General features: G+C 67.0%; 15 protein-coding genes and 1 riboswitch. Of the genes, 9 read left to right on the top strand and 6 right to left on the bottom strand.

From position 1 onward, the window contains the following. Positions 1-18 precede the first annotated feature (18 nt). The 3 genes from AC5P7I_RS00680 (at position 19) to AC5P7I_RS00670 (ending at position 2787) form a co-directional block, all read left to right on the top strand. Positions 19-204: a DUF2065 domain-containing protein gene (locus AC5P7I_RS00680; protein ID WP_005414170.1), complete on the top strand. Its 186-nt coding sequence runs from the start codon at positions 19-21 to the stop codon at positions 202-204. A 511-nt stretch (positions 205-715) separates the two neighbouring features. Further along, positions 716-2008: an adenylosuccinate synthase gene (locus tag AC5P7I_RS00675; protein ID WP_262088041.1), complete on the top strand. Its 1293-nt coding sequence runs from the start codon at positions 716-718 to the stop codon at positions 2006-2008. A gap of 116 nt (positions 2009-2124) precedes the next feature. Continuing rightward, complete coding sequence (locus AC5P7I_RS00670; RefSeq protein WP_049407584.1) at positions 2125-2787, top strand: hypothetical protein; 663 nt, start codon at positions 2125-2127, stop codon at positions 2785-2787. Here the strand turns inward: AC5P7I_RS00670 and AC5P7I_RS00665 are convergent. Together AC5P7I_RS00665 and AC5P7I_RS00660 are read right to left on the bottom strand one after the other, a co-directional pair. After that, positions 2717-3394 carry a M23 family metallopeptidase gene (locus AC5P7I_RS00665; protein WP_053495714.1) on the bottom strand — a complete coding sequence of 226 codons (678 nt, stop codon included), beginning with the start codon at positions 3392-3394 and terminating at the stop codon, positions 2717-2719. The genes AC5P7I_RS00670 and AC5P7I_RS00665 overlap by 71 nt on opposite strands. A 4-nt stretch (positions 3395-3398) precedes the next feature. Beyond that, entirely contained in the window at positions 3399-4361 is a 963-nt protein-coding gene (locus tag AC5P7I_RS00660; protein WP_041863687.1) for a L,D-transpeptidase family protein, read from the bottom strand. A gap of 233 nt (positions 4362-4594) precedes the next feature. Between AC5P7I_RS00660 and AC5P7I_RS00655 the strand changes: the two genes are divergently transcribed. Then, complete coding sequence (locus AC5P7I_RS00655) at positions 4595-6718, top strand: methyl-accepting chemotaxis protein (RefSeq protein WP_262088040.1); 2124 nt, start codon at positions 4595-4597, stop codon at positions 6716-6718. Positions 6719-6804: 86 nt separating this feature from the next. Here AC5P7I_RS00655 and AC5P7I_RS00650 read toward each other — a convergent pair whose 3' ends face one another. Continuing rightward, entirely contained in the window at positions 6805-7092 is a 288-nt protein-coding gene (locus tag AC5P7I_RS00650) for a hypothetical protein (protein ID WP_053495719.1), read from the bottom strand. Positions 7093-7225: 133 nt separating this feature from the next. Between AC5P7I_RS00650 and AC5P7I_RS00645 the strand changes: the two genes are divergently transcribed. Then, positions 7226-7927, top strand: a complete 702-nt coding sequence (locus tag AC5P7I_RS00645) for an alpha/beta fold hydrolase (RefSeq protein WP_262093015.1) — start codon at positions 7226-7228, stop codon at positions 7925-7927. A gap of 8 nt (positions 7928-7935) precedes the next feature. Here the strand turns inward: AC5P7I_RS00645 and AC5P7I_RS00640 are convergent, their stop codons facing one another. Continuing rightward, the gene (locus AC5P7I_RS00640; RefSeq protein ID WP_262088038.1) at positions 7936-8424 is read right to left on the bottom strand and encodes a hypothetical protein; all 489 of its coding nucleotides are present in this window, start codon (positions 8422-8424) and stop codon (positions 7936-7938) included. A 22-nt stretch (positions 8425-8446) separates the two neighbouring features. Continuing rightward, positions 8447-10537, bottom strand: coding sequence for a catalase (locus AC5P7I_RS00635; RefSeq protein ID WP_049441934.1), 2091 nt, complete (start codon positions 10535-10537; stop codon positions 8447-8449). Positions 10538-10651: 114 nt separating this feature from the next. Between AC5P7I_RS00635 and AC5P7I_RS00630 the strand changes: the two genes are divergently transcribed. The 3 genes from AC5P7I_RS00630 (at position 10652) to AC5P7I_RS00620 (ending at position 13373) form a co-directional block, all read left to right on the top strand. Then, positions 10652-11374 (top strand): AraC family transcriptional regulator, encoded by a 723-nt coding sequence (locus AC5P7I_RS00630; RefSeq protein WP_014038112.1) that lies wholly within the window; start codon positions 10652-10654, stop codon positions 11372-11374. Positions 11375-11456: 82 nt separating this feature from the next. Beyond that, positions 11457-12824, top strand: coding sequence for an amino acid permease (locus AC5P7I_RS00625; protein ID WP_014648020.1), 1368 nt, complete (start codon positions 11457-11459; stop codon positions 12822-12824). Between the two features lie 138 nt (positions 12825-12962). Then, the gene (locus tag AC5P7I_RS00620) at positions 12963-13373 is read left to right on the top strand and encodes a VOC family protein (RefSeq protein WP_005418291.1); all 411 of its coding nucleotides are present in this window, start codon (positions 12963-12965) and stop codon (positions 13371-13373) included. A 91-nt stretch (positions 13374-13464) separates the two neighbouring features. Here AC5P7I_RS00620 and gcvP read toward each other — a convergent pair whose 3' ends face one another. Then, positions 13465-16332 carry an aminomethyl-transferring glycine dehydrogenase gene (gene gcvP / locus AC5P7I_RS00615; protein ID WP_014648019.1) on the bottom strand — a complete coding sequence of 956 codons (2868 nt, stop codon included), beginning with the start codon at positions 16330-16332 and terminating at the stop codon, positions 13465-13467. Positions 16333-16394: 62 nt separating this feature from the next. Then, positions 16395-16497, bottom strand: a riboswitch (glycine riboswitch). A gap of 299 nt (positions 16498-16796) precedes the next feature. On the opposite strand from gcvP, the gene AC5P7I_RS00610 reads away from it, so the two are divergent. Further along, positions 16797-18023, top strand: a complete 1227-nt coding sequence (locus AC5P7I_RS00610; protein ID WP_032960036.1) for a multidrug effflux MFS transporter — start codon at positions 16797-16799, stop codon at positions 18021-18023. The last annotated feature ends 44 nt before the right edge of the window (positions 18024-18067 follow it).

Raw genomic sequence — 18067 nt, 5'->3', positions numbered from 1 at the left:
CTTTTTCCGGAGTTCCCGATGAAAGATCTGTTCGCCGCCGTCTGCCTGGTCGCGGTGCTGGAAGGCCTGTTCCTGTTCGTCGCGCCGTTCGCCTGGAAGCGCATGGCCGAACGCCTGCTGGACCTGCCCAGCCCGGCCCTGCGCAGCTTCGGCGGACTGGTGCTGCTGGCCGGCCTGAGCCTGCTGTGGTGGGTGCGGCACTAGACGCCCCGGCGCGGCCGCCTGCGACTACGTGCGTGGCCTGGCCTTGGTAGCTGCCAACCTTGGTTGGCATTGCCGGCCAGCGGCCGGCACTACCGGGTGGGGCAGCTGACCGACCTGCACCTGCGTGGCCAGGCTCTGGTAGATGCCAACCCTGGTTGGCATTGCCGGCCAGCGGCCGGCACGACCGGGCGGGGCGGCTGACCGGCCTGCACCTGCGTGGCCAGGCTCTGGTAGCTGCCAACCTTGGTTGGCATTGCCGGCCAGCGGCCGGCACGACCGGGCGGGGCGGCTGACCGGCCGGTGAAGCCGTCCGTCGGAAAGGTGGCAGCGGACCCCGGAAACCCGGATAATGCACAAAAGCCGGACGGGCCTCCCCGTTCGGCTTTTTCCGTGTCTGGGCCCTCCATCGCCGGCCGCTCCCCGTTTGGAGCCGCCCTCCAGGTGCTGGCCAGCCCCGCCACGGTTTACCCGTCCGCGGCCCCGATGGCCGCAACAAACCGAGGAGCCCGTCATGGGTCAGTCTGTCGTAGTGTTGGGTGCCCAGTGGGGCGATGAAGGCAAGGGCAAGATCGTCGATCTGCTCACTGAGGAAATCGGCGCCGTCGTGCGCTTCCAGGGCGGCCACAATGCCGGCCACACCCTGGTCATCAACGGTAAGAAGACCGTCCTGCACCTGATCCCGTCGGGCATCCTGCGTGACGATGCGCTGTGCCTGATCGGCAACGGCGTGGTGATCTCGCCGGCCGCGCTGCAGAAGGAAATCGCCGAGCTGGAAGCCTCCGGCGTGGAAGTGCGTTCGCGCCTGAAGATCTCCCCGGCCGCGCCGCTGATCATGCCGTACCACATCGCCCTGGACCAGGCGCGCGAGCGCGCAGCCGGTGGCAAGGCGATCGGCACCACCGGCCGTGGCATCGGCCCGGCCTACGAAGACAAGGTGGCGCGTCGCGGCATCCGCATCGCCGACCTGCATTACCCGAAGCAGCTGGAAGAACTGCTGCGCACCGCGCTGGATTACCACAACTTCGTGCTGACCAAGTATCTGAACACCGATGCGATCGACTTCCAGAAGACCTTCGACGAAGCACTGGCCTTCGGCGAATACGTGCAGCCGATGAAGTCCGACGTGGCCGGCATCCTGCACGACCTGCGCAAGCAGGGTAAGCGCGTGCTGTTCGAAGGTGCGCAGGGCGCGCTGCTGGACATCGACCACGGCACCTACCCGTACGTCACCAGCTCCAACACCACCGTCGGTGGTGCGCTGGCCGGTTCCGGCGTCGGCGCTGATTCGATCGACTACGTGCTGGGCATCGCCAAGGCCTACGCCACCCGCGTAGGCGGTGGCCCGTTCCCGACCGAGCTGGACGACGAAGTCGGCCAGGGCATTCGTGACCGCGGCGCCGAGTACGGTGCGTCGACCGGCCGTCCGCGTCGTTGTGGCTGGATGGACATCGTCGCGCTGAAGCGCGCCGTGGCCATCAACGGCATCAGCGGCCTGTGCATCACCAAGCTGGACGTGCTCGATGGCATGGAAAAGCTGAAGGTCTGCATCGCCTACGAATACAACGGTAAGCGCACCGAGTACGCGCCGCTGGACGCGCAGGGCTGGGAAGAATGCACCCCGGTGTACCTGGAGTTCCCGGGCTGGAGCGAGAACACCCACGGCATCACCCAGTGGGACGATCTGCCGCCGGCCGCACGCGCCTACCTGCGTTCGCTGGAAGAGCTGGCCGGCTGCCCGATCAGCATCGTCTCCACCGGCCCGGACCGCGACCACACCATGGTCCTGCAGGATCCGTTCGCCTGAGGTGGCGCCGGGCCATGCCCGGCGTTGGTGACAGGAAAAGCCCCGCGCACGCGGGGCTTTTTCGTTACTGTGTGGCCAGGCCAGCGGGGAAGCGACGCGATGACCAGGATGTCAGCGTGAAAGGCGGGACGGTAGTGCGGGTCACCCTGTGGGTGTCGTGGAGCCTGTGGTGCATGGCCGGCCTGGTACTTGTGTTGGGTGCAGCCGCCAATGCCCTGGCTTCGCGCACGCAGACGGTGCCGCTGGTGCTGCGCCCTGGCGCAACCGCCCAGATCACCGTCTACCGCCTCATCGATGACCAGCTTCGGCTGCGCCTGCGCTATGCCGCGGACGGTACAGAGGCTGACCCTGAAGTGCTGCTGCGCATCGAGACTCCCACCGAACATGGAGACTTCCGCGCAGGGGAGCGTTGGGGAGTGGCCGGGCAGGGCATCGACCGCGCGCTGGTATCGGTTGAGTCCAGCGGCCTCATGGCCTCCTACTTTGGTTACGGTCGCGGCGACGCATTGCCACGCGGCCGCTCATGGCTGCGGGTAACCGTGCTGGAGGTGGATCCGGCGCTGGCGGGACGCACTGCAGACATCGAGCTGCAGCCGCCGCTGGGTCTGCTGAAGCTGACCGACCTGGACTACCTCTGGCTGTGGCCGTTCTTTTTCTGGAAGATGGCGGCGCTGTTCCTGCTGATTCCGGGGGCTGCGTTGACTGTCTTCACTGTGGCGTTGCGGCGCCAGCAGCGCCGGGCATCGGTGCCGCCGACTTCAGCAAGGGATAGGGATTGATCGACTCTCCCTTCCACCACTGCTTCTCCGGCCCCAAGACATGCACTTCGAAGTGCAGGTGCGGGGCCTCGGCGCTGGCATTGCCGGTGCTGCCGACGTAGCCGATCACATCCCCGCGCTTGATCGCCTGTTTCTCGGCCAGGCCATCGGCATAGCGCTGCAGGTGCGCGTAGTAGTAGCACCAGCGTCCGCTGGGCTCGAACTGGTAGATAGTCAGCCCGCCGCGTTTGCTGTCGAACAGTTTTTCCACCGTGCCATCAGCCACCGCGAGTACGGGAGTACCTGCATCGGCCATGATGTCGATGGCATCGTGCACGCGGCCTTCGCTGCGTGCATCGGTGAAGGTATCGCGCAGCTGCGAGGCCAGGATGCCCTGCACCGGCAGCAGCAGGCCGGACGGTGCATCCGCAGCCTGCGCGGCCGGCGGCGCGGTGGTGGCGGGTGGGGCCGTTGCGCGTGGCGCTGGTTCGACCACCGGCGCGGCGGACACCGCCGATGGCGCTGCCGGCAGCGAGGCGGCTACCGGCTCACTCCCATCGCGACGCAGCCACCAACCTGCCCCCAGTCCCAGCAGTACGCCCAATACGATCAGCTGCGAAAGACGCATGGGCTTACTCCTGCATCACCACGGGCACCGAAGTATCCACTGCGTCGGCCACACGCACCGCATCCCAGTTGGTCATGCGTACGCAGCCATGCGATTCGGTCTTGCCCACGTGGCTGGGTTCGGGTGTGCCATGCAGGCCGTAGTGCGGCTTGGACAGGTCGATCCAGACCCGGCCGACCGGGTTGTTCGGGCCCGGCGGCAGCGTCGCCTTCTTTTCGCCCTTGCGCGCATCCCAGAACAACTTCGGGTTGTAGTGGAACGGCGGGTCGCGATACACGCCCAGGATCTTCCATTCGCCGATCGGCAACGGGTCGTGCTGGCTGCCCGACGACACCGGCACCTGCGCGATCAGCTTGCCCTGCGCATCCAGCAACTGCAGGGTGGAGTCGGATTTGTCGACCACGATCTTCGCCGCCTTCGGCAATGCCGCTGGTGCGATGTTGGGCACTTGGATGCGGCTGCCAGCCTTGGTCAGATCCACGCCGGGATTGAGCACCTTCAGCAACTCCGGCGAGGCGTGGAAGCGCTCGCCCAGGGCTTCTTCCACACTGCTGAAACCCAGCGATTTCAGTTTGGCCTGTGCGGCAGGTCCTTTCGGTATGGGCTGGAACGGGCCGGCGACATCCTCGGCAGTCAGCGTGTAGCTGGCCAGCGGCCCCACCGTATCAGCCTGCAGAGCCTTCCAGGTGGCGTCGTCCAGCTCACCCGTCACGGTCAGCCCATGCGCGGCCTGGAAGCCCGCCACCGCGCGTCGCTGGTTGCTGCCCACTTCGCCATCGATCTGGCCAGGCGAGAAATTCGCGCGATCCAGCAGCACTTGGGCATGCAGTGCGGAGCGCACTGCGGTGTCCGGGTCGGCCTTCTCGGCAATGGGGGCGGGCAGGTTGGGCGGCGGCACCTGCGCGAAGGCCGGCGACGCCAGCAGCGAGAGTGCGAGCAGGGTGGATCGGGACACAGATGAGGGCATTGGGATCTCCAGCAGGTACGCCGCCACCTTGCCCGCAGACAGCGCCGAGCCGCCGTGAAAGGGATCTGATGCCCGCATGAGCAGGCATGTCATTGCGGCCGATTGCCAGCGGCAGGTGCCGCTGGGACGGGGACTCACCAAGGTGAACCGTGGCCGAAGCCACCGATGGAGGGCGATCAAGATTGCCTGCCGTGCCGCCGATAAGGCCACATCCCCCCGTATTGGATACCCCCATGAACTACTTGAGGAACGTCAGGGTTGCCTGGCGTCTTGGGCTGGGCTTTGGCCTGTTGCTGCTGCTGGTCGCCGCCGTGGTGGCCACCGGCGCCACTGCCAGTGTCGTGCAGAAGCGCGCGATGCAGCAGGTGGTCGACGTCAGCGTGGCCAAGGTGCGCCTGCTGTCGCAGATGCTCGATGCCAACAACCAGATGATGGTCGTGCGCCGCGAAATGCTGATCCGTCAGGGCGAAGACCGCGGCAGCGACGAGAAGCGCATCGCCGACCTGGTCAAGCGCTATGAGGCCAGCTGGACCGCCTACCAGGCGCTGCCCAGCGATGCCCAGGGCAAGACCATCGCGGAAACCATCGCGGCCAAGCGTGCCGTTGCGCGCCCGCTCAACAAGCAGACCAGCGAACTGATGGAGCAGGGCGATTATCCCGGCGCCGTGGCGCTGACCCTGGGCGCGGTGCAGGAAGCGGCCAACGGCTGGAACAAGGCGCTGTCCGATGGCGTGGACTTCGAGGAGAAGGAAAGCCGTGAAGCTGCCGCCGAAGCGATCCGCCTGGGCGAACGCAGCCTGCTGCAGCTGCTGGTGCTGGGCGGCGTCGCGCTGCTTGCCGGCATCGGCGCCTCGGTGATGATCGGCCGCAGCCTGACCGGCCCGCTGGCGCGCGCGGTGAACCTGGCCGAGCGGCTGTCCAAGGGCCAGCTGGACCAGGAGTTCCGCCTCGGTGGCCGGGATGAGCTGACCCAGCTGGGCGAGGCGATGGCCAGCGTGCGGCAGAGCGTGCAGGCGGCGATCGGCGCACAGCTGCAGATGGCTGAGCAGCACGAAGCGGGTGCGATCCGCTATCGCATGGACGACAGTGCCTTCCCCGGTGATTTCGGCCGCATGGTGCAGGCCACCAACAGCCTGGTCGAATCGCACGTGCAGGTGGAGCTGCTGATGGCCGAAGTGATGCAGCGTTACGCGATCGGCGACCTCAGCCGTGACCTGCCGGACTACCCGGGCGAGAAGGGCACGCTGACCCGCACTCTGGCCGCGGTAAAGCAGAGCCTGATGGCGATCAACGCGCAGATCGATGAACTGGCCCAGGCGGCTCGCGCCGGCGACTTCAGCATGCGTGGCGATGCTGCTGCGTTCCAGTATCAGTTCAAGGCGATGGTCGAACACCTCAACGGCATGATGGCCAGTTCCCAGGCCAGCATTGCCGATGTTTCCGACGTGCTGCGCGCGATCTCGCACGGTGACCTGACCGCACGCATGGACGGTGAGTACGACGGCGTGTTCGCGCGCATGCGCGACGACGCCAATACCACCACCGCGCAGCTGACGGGCATTGTGCGGGGCATCCAGGTGGCTGCCGACAGCATCAACAACGCGGCCCAGGAACTGGCCGCCGGCAACAACGACCTGTCGCGCCGCACGGAGCAGCAGGCGGCCAACCTGGAGGAAGCTGCCGCGTCGATGGAGGAGCTGACCTCCACCGTGCGCCAGAACGCCGAGCTGGCGCGTCAGGCCGACAGCGAAGCGCATGCCGCCGGTGCCGCCGTACGCGAGACCGAGCAGGCGATGGCGCAGATGGCCTCGGTGATGGGTGAGATCGATCAGTCCTCGGCACGCATCTCGGAAATCTCCACCGTTATCGACGGCATCGCGTTCCAGACCAACATCCTGGCGCTGAACGCTGCGGTGGAAGCCGCGCGCGCGGGCGAGCAGGGCCGTGGTTTTGCCGTGGTCGCCAGCGAAGTACGCACGCTCGCGCAGCGCGCCGGCGTCGCGGCCAAGGAAATCAAGGAGCTGATCGAAGACGCCGCTGCCAAGGTGAAGAGTGGCCTGGCGGTGACCGTTGAATCGGAAGCAGCGATCGCACGCGTGGCCCAGGCCAGTTCGCGCACCACCCAGCTGATGAGCGACATCGCAGCGGCCAGCAAGGAACAGGCCGCCGGCATCGAGCAGGTCAACCAGGTGGTGGTGCAGATGGACCAGGTGACCCAGCAGAACGCGGCCCTGGTGGAAGAAGCCACCGCGGCGAGCCGCGCGTTGGAGGAGCAGGCACATGCGTTGACCACGTCGGTGGCGGTATTCAAGGTGGAAGGCGCAGGGGCTTCGGCCGTGCCGCGCCGTGCAGCCTGAGCAGGCTGCTGACCCCGTGACAGGAATACGGCCGCCTTGGGCGGCCGTATTTCCATCGCCCGCTCAGGCAGCAGGGAGGATCGCCCTCATTGCTCCAGGACGCTGCCGAGCATGGCCCCAAGCACGTACAGCACGCCAAGCGTGGGAGGAATCACCAGAAGGTAGACGGTGATCCAGGTCATTCCGGAAAGCCAGCGTCCCACGCCGATGACGTTGAGTGCTGCGGTCTGCAGCATCACCGGCAGTTGCATGAGGATGTAGGCGCTCTTGGGGTCGCTGTTGGACCGGGCATCGAGCACCAGCCAGGCGGTCAGCGCGAGATAGAGCGCGCATAGGGCAATGCCGGTCCAGCTGAGCCAGCGTGGCTTGCGCATGCCGCCTTCCTCGTCTGTCCGGGGCCATCAGGGTAGCGCCGCGACCAGCGGCGTGCACTTCCCTGGGTCGAGCCGATAAGCGAAGCTGCGCGGCAGCGAGTCGTGCGAAGGGACCTGAGAAGTGAGCAATGTGATGAACGCCGTGATGCTCCCGATCGTGATGCTGCCCGGGCTGGATGGCAGCGGCCTGCTGTCGACATGCTTCGTGGAAGCGATGCAGGACCACGGGGTTACCGTGCAGGTGCTGCCGCTGCCCATGCACGGGCCACAGGACTACGTCACATTGGCGTCGATCCTGCGCGCGCAGCTTCCCATCTCTCCCTTTGTGCTGCTGGCTGAATCGTTTGCCGGGCCGCTGGCTATCGAACTGGCGGTGGCTTCACCGCCGGGGTTGCGCGGATTGATACTGAGTACGACCTTCGCGCGGCGACCGGTGCCGCTGCCAGCGGCGAGCGCACGCTTGCTTGCCCCTGCATGGCCACCGCCGCCGCTGGCGTTGCTGGCCCGGCTTCTGCTGGGGCATTGGCGGACACGCATGAACCTTCGCGAGCTGCGACATGCGATCGCTGCGGTACCGACCGCGATCCTGCGGCAGCGCGCTGCGGCGACACTGCAGATCGATGTCCGCGCGCAGTTGCCGAAGCTCACGCTGCCGACGTTATGCCTGCATGCACGACAGGACCACCTGTTGTGGCCGCCCAGCGTGGCCGAGCTGCAGGTCTTGTTGCCCGATGCCCGGCACGTATCGCTGGAAGGGCCGCATCTACTGCTGCAGGCCCGTGCCGAGGCAGCCGCAGCCGAAGTTGCCGCATGGATGAGGGCGCTCCCCTCCTGATCGAAGACTCAGCCGCGTGCACGCGTGCGCGCGGCTTTCTTCGCCGCCGCCTTGCGCACGGTCTTCTTCGCGGCCCGCGTCTTGGCTGCCTTCTTCGCGGCGGCGCTCCGCGCGGCGGCCGTACCCGCCTTCTTTACCGCTGCCTTCTTCGCCGTCTTCTTTGCGGCCTTCTTTGTCACGGTCTTGCGAGCCGGTGCCTTCTTCGCCACCGCCTTCTTCGCAGGTGCCTTCTTCGCCGCCGTCCTCTTGGTTGCGGCCTTCTTTGTGGCCGATTTCCTGGCAGGCGCCTTCTTGGCAGCCTTCTTGCTGGTCGCCTTCTTCGCGCCCTTGCGGGCACTGCCGGCGCGCTTGCCGCCGCCGTCCTGCTTGTTCACGGTGGCCCAGGCAATGCGCTCGGCGGTGCCTTCACTCGCGCCGCGATCACGTTCGCTTTCCTCGATGTGCTCGGCCTGTCGCTTCTGCTTTTCGGTGTATGCGGATTTGTCACCACGGGGCATGACGATTCTCCTGTCGTTGTGGTCAGGCCAGCAGGCGCAGCTTGGGCTCGCGCGCCCACTGGCGGGTGGCGGCCGCCGCCAGGAATGCCTTGGCGTCTTCTGCTTCGACGATGCCGGGGTCGTTGCCGACGCGCGCCGCCTTCAGCAGCACCTGGCCGCCCGCGTCGCTGGCGATGGCCTTCAGGTGTGCCCACGCCTGGCTGACGAATTCGACGGCTGCACTCTCTTTCGACAAGGCCTTCGCGGCTTCAAGGCTGAGCACCACGGCTACTGCATCGAACACGGCTGACGGGGTACCCGCCAGCTGCCCATCTGCCGCCTGCAATGCGCCATCGCTCAGCGTGGCGCCTCCCACTTTTGGCGCGACCAGCTTCACGTCTGCACCTGCCTTCCGGGCGGCCTTGCTCAGGCTGGCAATCACGCGCGCGTCGGAGCCTTCGTCGAACAGGATGCCGATGCAGCGACCCTGCAGGGTGGGCTTGTTACGCCCGATCACGCGCACCTCGGGAGCGGGTGGCATGTCCCGCACCGGCGTGGCGGTTGGGGCCGGGTCGGGCAGCGCAGGCAGGGCCAGGCCATCGGCCACGCGCTGCGCCAGCGCGTCATCGATGTTGCGCAGGTGGCTGACGGTGCGCACCCGCACCTTCAGCGTTTCCACCTTGGACAACTCGAACACCAGCGCCGATGCCAGGTGCGCCTGCTCCGGCTTTTCCAGGCTGCGGAAGAACATCCGGGCTTGGCTGTAGTGGTCGGCGAAACTCTCCGCGCGGGTGCGGCCCTTGCGGCCATCGTCGGCGCTGGCATGGCTGCGGAATCCGGCAGGCGTCTCGCGCGGGGTGTCGTCCTGCAGCGAGCTGGGATCGTAGGCGACGCGGCCCTTGGGCACCTGCATCTGCATATGGCCGTCGCGCTGATGATTGGCAAACGGACACTTCGGTGCATTCACCGGGATCTGGTGGAAGTTCGGGCCGCCCAGGCGCAGCAGCTGGGTGTCCAGGTAGGAGAACAGGCGGCCCTGCAGCAGCGGGTCGTTGCTGAAGTCGATGCCGGGCGGCACGTTGGCCGGGCAGAACGCCACCTGCTCGGTCTCTGCGAAGAAGTTGTCGGGCCAGCGGTCCAGTACCATGCGCCCGATCACCTGCAACGGCACCAGCGATTCGGGAATGATCTTGGTTGGATCCAGGTGGTCGAACGGGAATGCGTCGGCGTCTTCTTCGGTGAACAGCTGCACCGCCAGCTCCCATTCGGGAAAGTCGCCGCGCTGGATGGCCTCGAACAGGTCGCGGCGATGGAAGTCATTGTCGGCCGATTGCAGTTTCAACGCTTCGTCCCAGACCGTGGACTGAATGCCCAGCTTGGGCCGCCAGTGGAACTTGACGAACGTCGACTCGCCGGCCTCGTTCAGCAGGCGGAAGCTGTGCACACCGAAGCCTTCGATCATCCGCAGCGAACGCGGGATGGCGCGGTCGCTCATCGCCCACATGATCATGTGCATCGATTCGGGCATCAGCGAAATGAAGTCCCAGAACGTGTCATGGGCCGACGCGGCCTGCGGGAAGGCGCGGTCCGGCTCCATCTTCACTGCGTGCACCAGATCCGGAAACTTCATCGCGTCCTGGATGAAGAACACCGGGATGTTGTTGCCGACCAGATCCCAGTTGCCTTCCTTGGTGTAGAACTTGACCGCAAAGCCGCGCACGTCGCGCGGGGTATCCACCGAGCCTGCGCCACCGGCCACGGTCGAGAAGCGGGTGAATACCGGCGTCTTCACGCCGACCTCGGTCAGGATGCGTGCGCGGGTATGGGCTGCCAGTGATCGGGTCAGCTCGAAGTAGCCGTGTGCTGCGCTGCCACGTGCGTGCACGATGCGCTCGGGAATGCGTTCGTGATCGAAGTGGGTGATCTTCTCGCGCAGGATGAAGTCCTCCAGCAGCGTGGGCCCCCGAGGACCCTGCCGCAGGGAGTTCTGGTTGTCCGCCACCGGAATGCCCTGGTCGGTGGTCATTGCCGGATGGCTACCCCCGGCCTGCTGGTGCAGTTCATCGCCATCGCCCCGGCGGTGGCTTTCGGCAGGGACGGTTGCGCGCTTGCCGGTCGGCTTGCTGGCGGCCATGGACGTTTGCTCCGGATCATCAAAAGGAATCACGACACTGGAACCAGCCCCGTTAAACCACGGTCCGGCAAAGGTGAACGTACGGGCAAAAGCAGGCTCGGGTATGCTTGCCGCATGCGAGTCGAGCCCGCCGACATCGAAGCCCTGTTCGACGCCATCCCGGATGTGCTGTTCTTCATCAAGGACCGCCAGGGGCGTTACACCCACGTCAACCAGACCATGCTGCGGCGGCTGGGTCTGCGCGCGCGCAAGGACGTGATCGGGCGTACGGCGGCCGAAATCTACCCGACCGGCCTCAGTGCGGACTACGTTGACCAGGACGCCCGCGTGCTGTCCGGTGAGGTGATCGAGAACCTGATGGAGCTGCACCTGTTCGCCAACCGCGAACCGGGCTGGTGCCTGACCTGCAAGCGCCCGCTGGTGGTCGACGGGGCCATCGAGGGCCTGATCGGCATTTCCCGCGACCTTGGCCAGAAGGACAGCCTCGGCACCCAGTACGAGCAGCTGCGGCTGGCGCTGGCCCACCTCAACGCGCACTACGCCGAGAACGTGCGCATGCAGACCCTGCTGGACATCACCGGCTTTTCGCTGTCCAAGCTGGAGCGCAGCTTCCGCAAGGTGTTCCAGATGACCCCGCAGCAGGTGCTGACCCGGCTGCGGATCCAGATGGCCATGCATCTGCTGCATGGCGACGACAGCATCGCCTGCATCGGCCAGGCCTGCGGTTTCAGCGACCAGAGTGCCTTCACCCGCAAGTTCAAGGCTGAAACCGGTTTCTCGCCGCGTGCCTATCGTGCCCGTATCGGTGGGAACGTCGGCGAGCCGGCGCTGGCCTGAGCGGCCTGCTGCGCTGTGCCTATCCCCGTGGGCACGGGACAGGGTAAGGTGTCGCCCCTGTAGCCCGCCGCCAGCCCCGCCGATGCCCAACTCGATTCCGACCGCTTCGCCGTCCCGCCTCGGACATTCGCTCAAGCCCCGCCAGCTGATCATGATGGGCCTGGGCAGCGCCATCGGCGCCGGGCTGTTCCTCGGCTCGGGCGTGGGTGTGCAGGCGGCCGGTCCGGCGGTCCTGGTGTCGTATCTGGTCGCCGGAGCGCTGGTGATCATCGTGATGAACGCTCTGGGCGAGATGGCGGCGGCCAAACCGACCAGCGGCGCGTTCTCGGTGTATGCAGCCGACGCCATGGGCGCTACCGCCGGTGCCACCGTGGGCTGGCTGTGGTGGGTGCAGCTGGTGATCGTGATCGCCGCCGAAGCAGTGGGTGCGGCCGGGCTGCTGGCCACGGTCTGGCCGGCGATACCGGTACCGATGGCGGCGTTGGCGTTCATGCTGTTCTTCACCGCGATCAACCTGCTCGGAGTGAAGAACTTCGGCGAGTTCGAATTCTGGTTCGCCATCCTCAAAGTCGCGGCGATCCTGGCGTTCATCGCCATTGGCGTGGCGCTGCTGATGGGATGGCTGCCGCAGGTGACCTCCCCGGGCCTGAGCAACTTCACCGAACACGGTGGTTTTGCGCCGAAGGGCCTGGCCGGGATCGGCGCGGCGCTGCTGGTGGTGGTGTTCGCCTTCGGCGGCACCGAGATCGTGGCCGTGGCGGCGGCCGAAACCGAAGACCCCGAGCGCAGCATTGCCCGTGCCATCCGCACCGTGGCCTGGCGCATCCTGGTGTTCTACATCGGCTCGCTGAGCGTGATCATCGCCGTGGTGCCGTGGACCAGCGAGGCGCTGAAGTCGCCGTTCGCCGCCGTGCTGGACATCGCCCGCATCCCGGGCGCTGGTACCGCCATCACGCTGATCGCCGTGATCGCGCTGCTGTCGGCGCTCAATGCCAACCTCTACGGCGCCTCGCGCATGATGTATTCGCTGGCGCAGCGTCGCGAAGCGCCGGCCGTGCTTGGCTGGACCGACCCGCGCCAGGTGCCGGTGATCGCCGTGCTGGCCAGCGTGCTGTTCGGCTTTGCCGCCACGGTGATGGAACTGCTGTTCCCGGACCGGGTGCTGCCGGTGCTGCTGAACATCGTCGGTTCCACCTGCCTGCTGGTGTGGACGCTGTCGCTGGTCTCGCAGCTGGTGCTGCGTCGTCGCGCGGATCGTCTGGGTACCCGACTGCCGTTCCGCATGGCCGGTTTCCCGTGGCTGACCTGCTGTGCACTGGCGATCCTTGCGCTGATCTTCGGCCTGCTGCTGAGTGAGTCGCACACCCGCCTGCAGTTCCTGTCGATGGTGGCGTTGACCGCCACGATCGCCGCCAGCAGTGCCATCGCGCGGCGCATGCGCCAGGCGTGATTCTGTAGAGCCGACCCTGCGGTCGGCTGCTGTTTGCGCGATCGCCAGCCGAGCATGGGCTCGGCTCTACAACAGGCACACACTCCGCGTGGCACTGTGCAGGCAGGCCGTCATCGGCCCGTCGACCAGGAGTACCGCATGCTGCGCAGCCGTCCCTTCCTGATGTTCACCGGCCAGGCCGAGGCCGCGCTGGCCCTGTACGCCGAAGCCTTTGCCGATTTCCGGCTGCTGGCCCTGCAACGCCATCCCGAGGGGGCCGGCGCCGGCGTGCCGGGGCAGGTCCGCCAGGCCATCTTCCTGCTCGGTGGCACCCACTACCTGTGCTTCGACAGCCTGGACGTGCACGATTTCACCTTCTCGCCGTCGATCTCGCTGTTCGTCGAGTGTTCCGGTGCCGAGCAGTTCGAGCGCGCGGCACGCGTGCTGGGTGAGGGCGGCCATTGGTTGATGCCGGTGGGCGACTATGACTTCAGCAATCGCTACGGCTGGGTGCAGGACCGCTTTGGCGTGTCGTGGCAGTTGAGCCTGGGGCAGATGCCGGACCCGTGATCGGATGCTTGTGGGTGTGGGCCTTGGTCCACACGCCCCATGAAAACGGCCCGCTTGCGCGGGCCGTTTTCTTTACCGATGCAGTGAGGAATCACGCCTCGACTTCATCATCCTTGTAGGCATCGACCGGGATGCAGGCGCACATCACGTTCTTGTCGCCGTACACGTTGTCGACACGCGCCACCGGCGGCCAGTATTTGCTCTGCTTCAGGCTGGCCAGCGGGAAGGCGGCCAGTTCACGCGGGTAGGCGTGGGTCCACTCGCTGGCGGTCACTGCGGTGGCAGTGTGCGGCGCGTTCTTCAGCGGGTTGTCCTCGCGGTCGAGGCGGCCGTCTTCGATCGCGGTGATCTCCTCGCGGATCTGGATCATCGCGTTGATGAAGCGATCCAGTTCGTGCAGCGATTCGCTTTCGGTCGGCTCCACCATCAGCGTGCCGGCCACCGGGAAGCTCAGGGTCGGGGCATGGAAGCCGAAGTCGATCAGGCGCTTGGCCACGTCCTCGGCACCGATGCCGCTGGTCTTCTCCAGCGGGCGCACGTCCAGGATGCACTCGTGCGCCACCAGGCCGTTGCGGCCGGTGTACAGGGTCTTGAAGTGCGGGGCCAGGCGCTTGGCGATGTAGTTGGCGTTGAGCTGCGCGACCTGGGTGGCCTTGCGCAGGCCGTCGCGGCCCATCATCGCGATGTACATCCAGCTGATCGGCAGGATCGAGGCGCTGCCGAAGCTGGCCGCGCTGACCATGCCGACCGGGCCGTTGTCACCCAGCTTGCCCGGCAGGAACGGGGCCAGGTGCTCCTTGACCGCGCACGGGCCGACGCCCGGGCCGCCACCGCCGTGCGGGATGCAGAAGGTCTTGTGCAGATTCAGGTGCGAAACGTCCGACCCCCACTTGCCCGGCTTGGCCACGCCGACCAGGGCATTCATGTTGGCACCGTCGGTGTACACCTGGCCGCCGTGCTTGTGGATGATCTCGCAGATCTCCACCACCTCTTCCTCGAACACGCCGTGCGTGGACGGGTAGGTCATCATGATCGCGGCCAGGCGGTCGCTGTACTTCTCGGCGTTGAGGCGGATGTCCTCGACGTCGACGTTGCCGTTGGCATCGGTCTTGGTCACCACCACCTTCATGCCGCACATCTGCGCCGAGGCCGGGTTGGTGCCGTGCGCCGAATCCGGGATCAGGCAGATGTCGCGGTGGCCTTCGCCGCGCGAGCGGTGGTAGGCGCGGATCGCCAGCAGGCCGGCGTACTCGCCCTGCGCGCCGGAGTTCGGCTGCAGGCTGACCGCGTCATAGCCGGTGCATTCGACCAGCATCGCTTCCAGCGTGTCGATGAGTTCCTTGTAGCCCAGCGCCTGGTCGGCCGGCACCAGCGGGTGGATCTGCGAGAACTCCGGCCAGGTCACCGGGATCATCTCGGCGGTGGCGTTGAGCTTCATGGTGCACGAGCCCAGCGGGATCATCGTGCGGTCCATCGCCAGGTCCTTGTCGGCCAGCGAGCGCAGGTAGCGCAGCAGTTCGTGCTCGCTGTGGTGGGTGTTGAACACCGGATGGGTCAGGAACGCGGACTGGCGCAGCAGGCCGGCCGGCAGTGCGTCGGCGGTGCTGGCATCCAGCGCATCGATGTCGGCCTGCGCGCCGAACACGGCGGCCAGCGCGACCACGTCGCCGCGGGTGGCGGTCTCGTCCAGGCTGATGCCGACCGAGTCGCTGTCGATCGCACGCAGGTTGTAACCGGCGGCGCGGGCCTTGGCGTGAATCTCATCGGCATGCACGCCGGTGATGTGCAGCGTATCGAAGAAGTCGCCACCGACCTGCACGCCGGCCTCGCGCAGCGCGGCGGCCAGGATCGAGGCCAGGCGGTGGGTACGCCGGGCGATGCGGGTCAGGCCTTCCGGGCCGTGGTACACGGCATACATCGAGGCCATCACCGCCAGCAGCACCTGTGCGGTACAGATGTTGGAGGTGGCCTTCTCGCGGCGGATGTGCTGCTCGCGGGTCTGCAGGGTCAGGCGGTAGGCCGGGTTGCCCTGGGCATCGACCGAGACGCCGATCAGGCGGCCCGGCATCGAGCGCTTGTAGGCGTCGCGGCAGGCCATGAATGCGGCGTGCGGGCCGCCGAAGCCGAACGGCACGCCGAAACGCTGGCTGTTGCCGACCACGATGTCCGCACCCCATTCGCCCGGGGCGGCCAGCAGGGTCAGCGCCAGCAGGTCGGTGGCCACGGCCACCAGGCCGCCGCGCGCGTGCACGGCCTCGACCAGCGCCTTGTAGTCGCCGATCTGGCCGAAGGTGTCCGGGTACTGCAGCAGCAGGCCGAAGGCTTCTGCTTCCAGTGCCTCGGCCGGGGTGCCGACGCGCAGCACGATGCCCATGGGCTCGGCGCGGGTGCGCAGCAGTTCCAGGGTCTGCGGGTGCACGGCGTCGTGCACGAAGAAGGTGTCCGATTTCGACTTGGCCGAACGCTTGGCCAGGGTCATCGCTTCAGCTGCGGCGGTGGCTTCGTCCAGCAGCGAGGCGTTGGCGATTTCCATGCCGGTGAGGTCGGCGCACAGGGTCTGGAAGTTGATCAGCGCTTCCATGCGGCCCTGCGAGATCTCGGCCTGGTACGGGGTGTAGGCGGTGTACCAGGCCGGGTTTTCCAGGATGTTGCGCAGGATCACGTTCGGCGTGTGGGTACCGTAGTAGCCCTGGCCGATGAAGCTGCGCAGCACGGTGTTCTTGTCGGCGATCGCACGGATCTTCGCCAGTGCCTGCACTTCGGTCATCGATTCCGGCAGTGCCAGCGGCGCCGGCGACTTGATCTTGGCCGGTACGATGGCATCGGTCATCGCATCCAGCGACGCGTGGCCGACGACGTCGAGCATCTGCGCGATCTCGGCATCGTTGGGGCCGATGTGGCGCTCGACGAACGCATTGTGGTGCTCGAGCTCACGCAGGGAAGGGGTGTTCTGGGACATGGCGAAGGATCCGTCAGGAAAGGGCACACGCACGGGCACAAGCCGCCGGTCGGCGGTCTGCGGGGCGCCCCTCTGTCCTTTTGCCTGAGAGTTTGGAAGCGCGGAAAACCGCGGCTTCGTGCCCCTTCGGCGCCGGATCGAACCGGTCTCTCCAGAGTTGTGTTACGGGTGGTATCGGGCCTGAGCGATTACGGGCGTTGCGCCTTCGGCAGCGGTGTTCCGCTTCTCCCACCGTGTTGCCTGCCGATTATAGCCCGTTGCGGGCGCGCCAGCCGCCTGCGGGCCCGGCCGCGGCGCCTGAATGGCCGATGGCCCGCCCGTGCGTTTTGTGCACTGCTGCATGGCATCAGGCGCAATCCCCACCTATGATGGGCGGATACCCGAATTCATCTGGCGCCGTCCCTGCTGCAGGGGACTGGCGCCCGCCGTGCGTGCCGCGCATGGCCCTGCCGGACGCCTTCTCCATGACCGCCGCTGTTGCTCCTTCCACCCGCCGCATGGCCCTGCTGCTCGCCGGCCTGGCCATGTTCGGTCCGTTCTCGATCGACACCATCTTCCCCGCGTTCCCGCAGCTGGCCCAGCGCCTGGCGGTGGACGAGGTGGCGGTGCAGCAGACCATCAGCGTGTACCTGCTGTTCTACGGCCTGATGAGCCTGGCACACGGCCCGCTGTCCGATGCCTGGGGCCGCAAGCGGGTGATCCTCGGCGGCCTGGTGGTGTTCGTCGGCGCCTCGGTCGGCTGTGCGCTGTCCACCGATCTGACCACGCTGCTGGGGTTCCGCGCCCTGCAGGGCCTGTCCGCAGGCGTCGGCATGATCGTCGGCCGCGCGGTGATCCGCGACCTGTACCACGGTCACGACGCGCAGCGGCTGATGAGCCAGGTGTCGATGCTGTTCGGCATCGCCCCGGCGATCGCGCCGATCATCGGTGGCTGGATCCTGCTCAGCGGTGCTGGCTGGCCGCTGATCTTCTGGTTCCTGGTGGTGTTCGCACTGGTTCTGCTGGCGGCCACCGCCCGCTACCTGCCGGAGACCCATCCGCTCGAAGCGCGCGTTCCGTTGTCGCCGCGGGTGCTGATGCGTGATTACGTGCGCATCGGTTTCAATCCGCGCTTCCTGCGCCTGGCGCTGGCCGGCAGCATCGGTTTCGGTGGCATCTTCCTGTACATCTCCTCGGCACCGGTGTTCGTGATGCAGCACCTGCACCTGGGCGAGGGCGGTTTCGCCTGGCTGTTCATCCCCACCATCGGCGGCATGACCACCGGCTCGTTCCTGTCCGGGCGCATGGCCGGGCACACCACGCCCACCCGCCAGGTATCCATTGGTTTCGGCCTGTGCGCGCTGTCGGTGCTGCTGAACGTCGGCTACGTGGCGCTGGCGCCGCAGTTCGTGCTGCCGTGGGCGGTGCTGCCGATCTTCCTGGGTGGCATGGGCATGGCGCTGATCTTCCCGATCCTGGCGCTGGCGGTGCTGGACATGTACCCGCACCAGCGCGGCCTGGCCTCGTCGCTGCAGGCCTTCGTGCAGCTGATGATCAGCACCGTGGTGGCCGGCGTGGTGTCGCCGCTGCTCAGCGCCAGCCCGCTGCACCTGGCGTTGGGCCAGGCCGGGTTCTTCGGCGCCGGCTTCGTGTTCTGGTACTGGGAACACCGGCGCGAACGCGCGGCGCAGGCAGCCTGCACGGGTCACTGAGCAGCGCGCAGGGGTAGGGCGGGCCGTGGCGCCCGCAACGCTTG

It is taken from the genome of Stenotrophomonas sp. YJH_SMC_138, from assembly GCF_059369855.1.
This window is presented reverse-complemented; position numbering and strand designations above follow the sequence as displayed.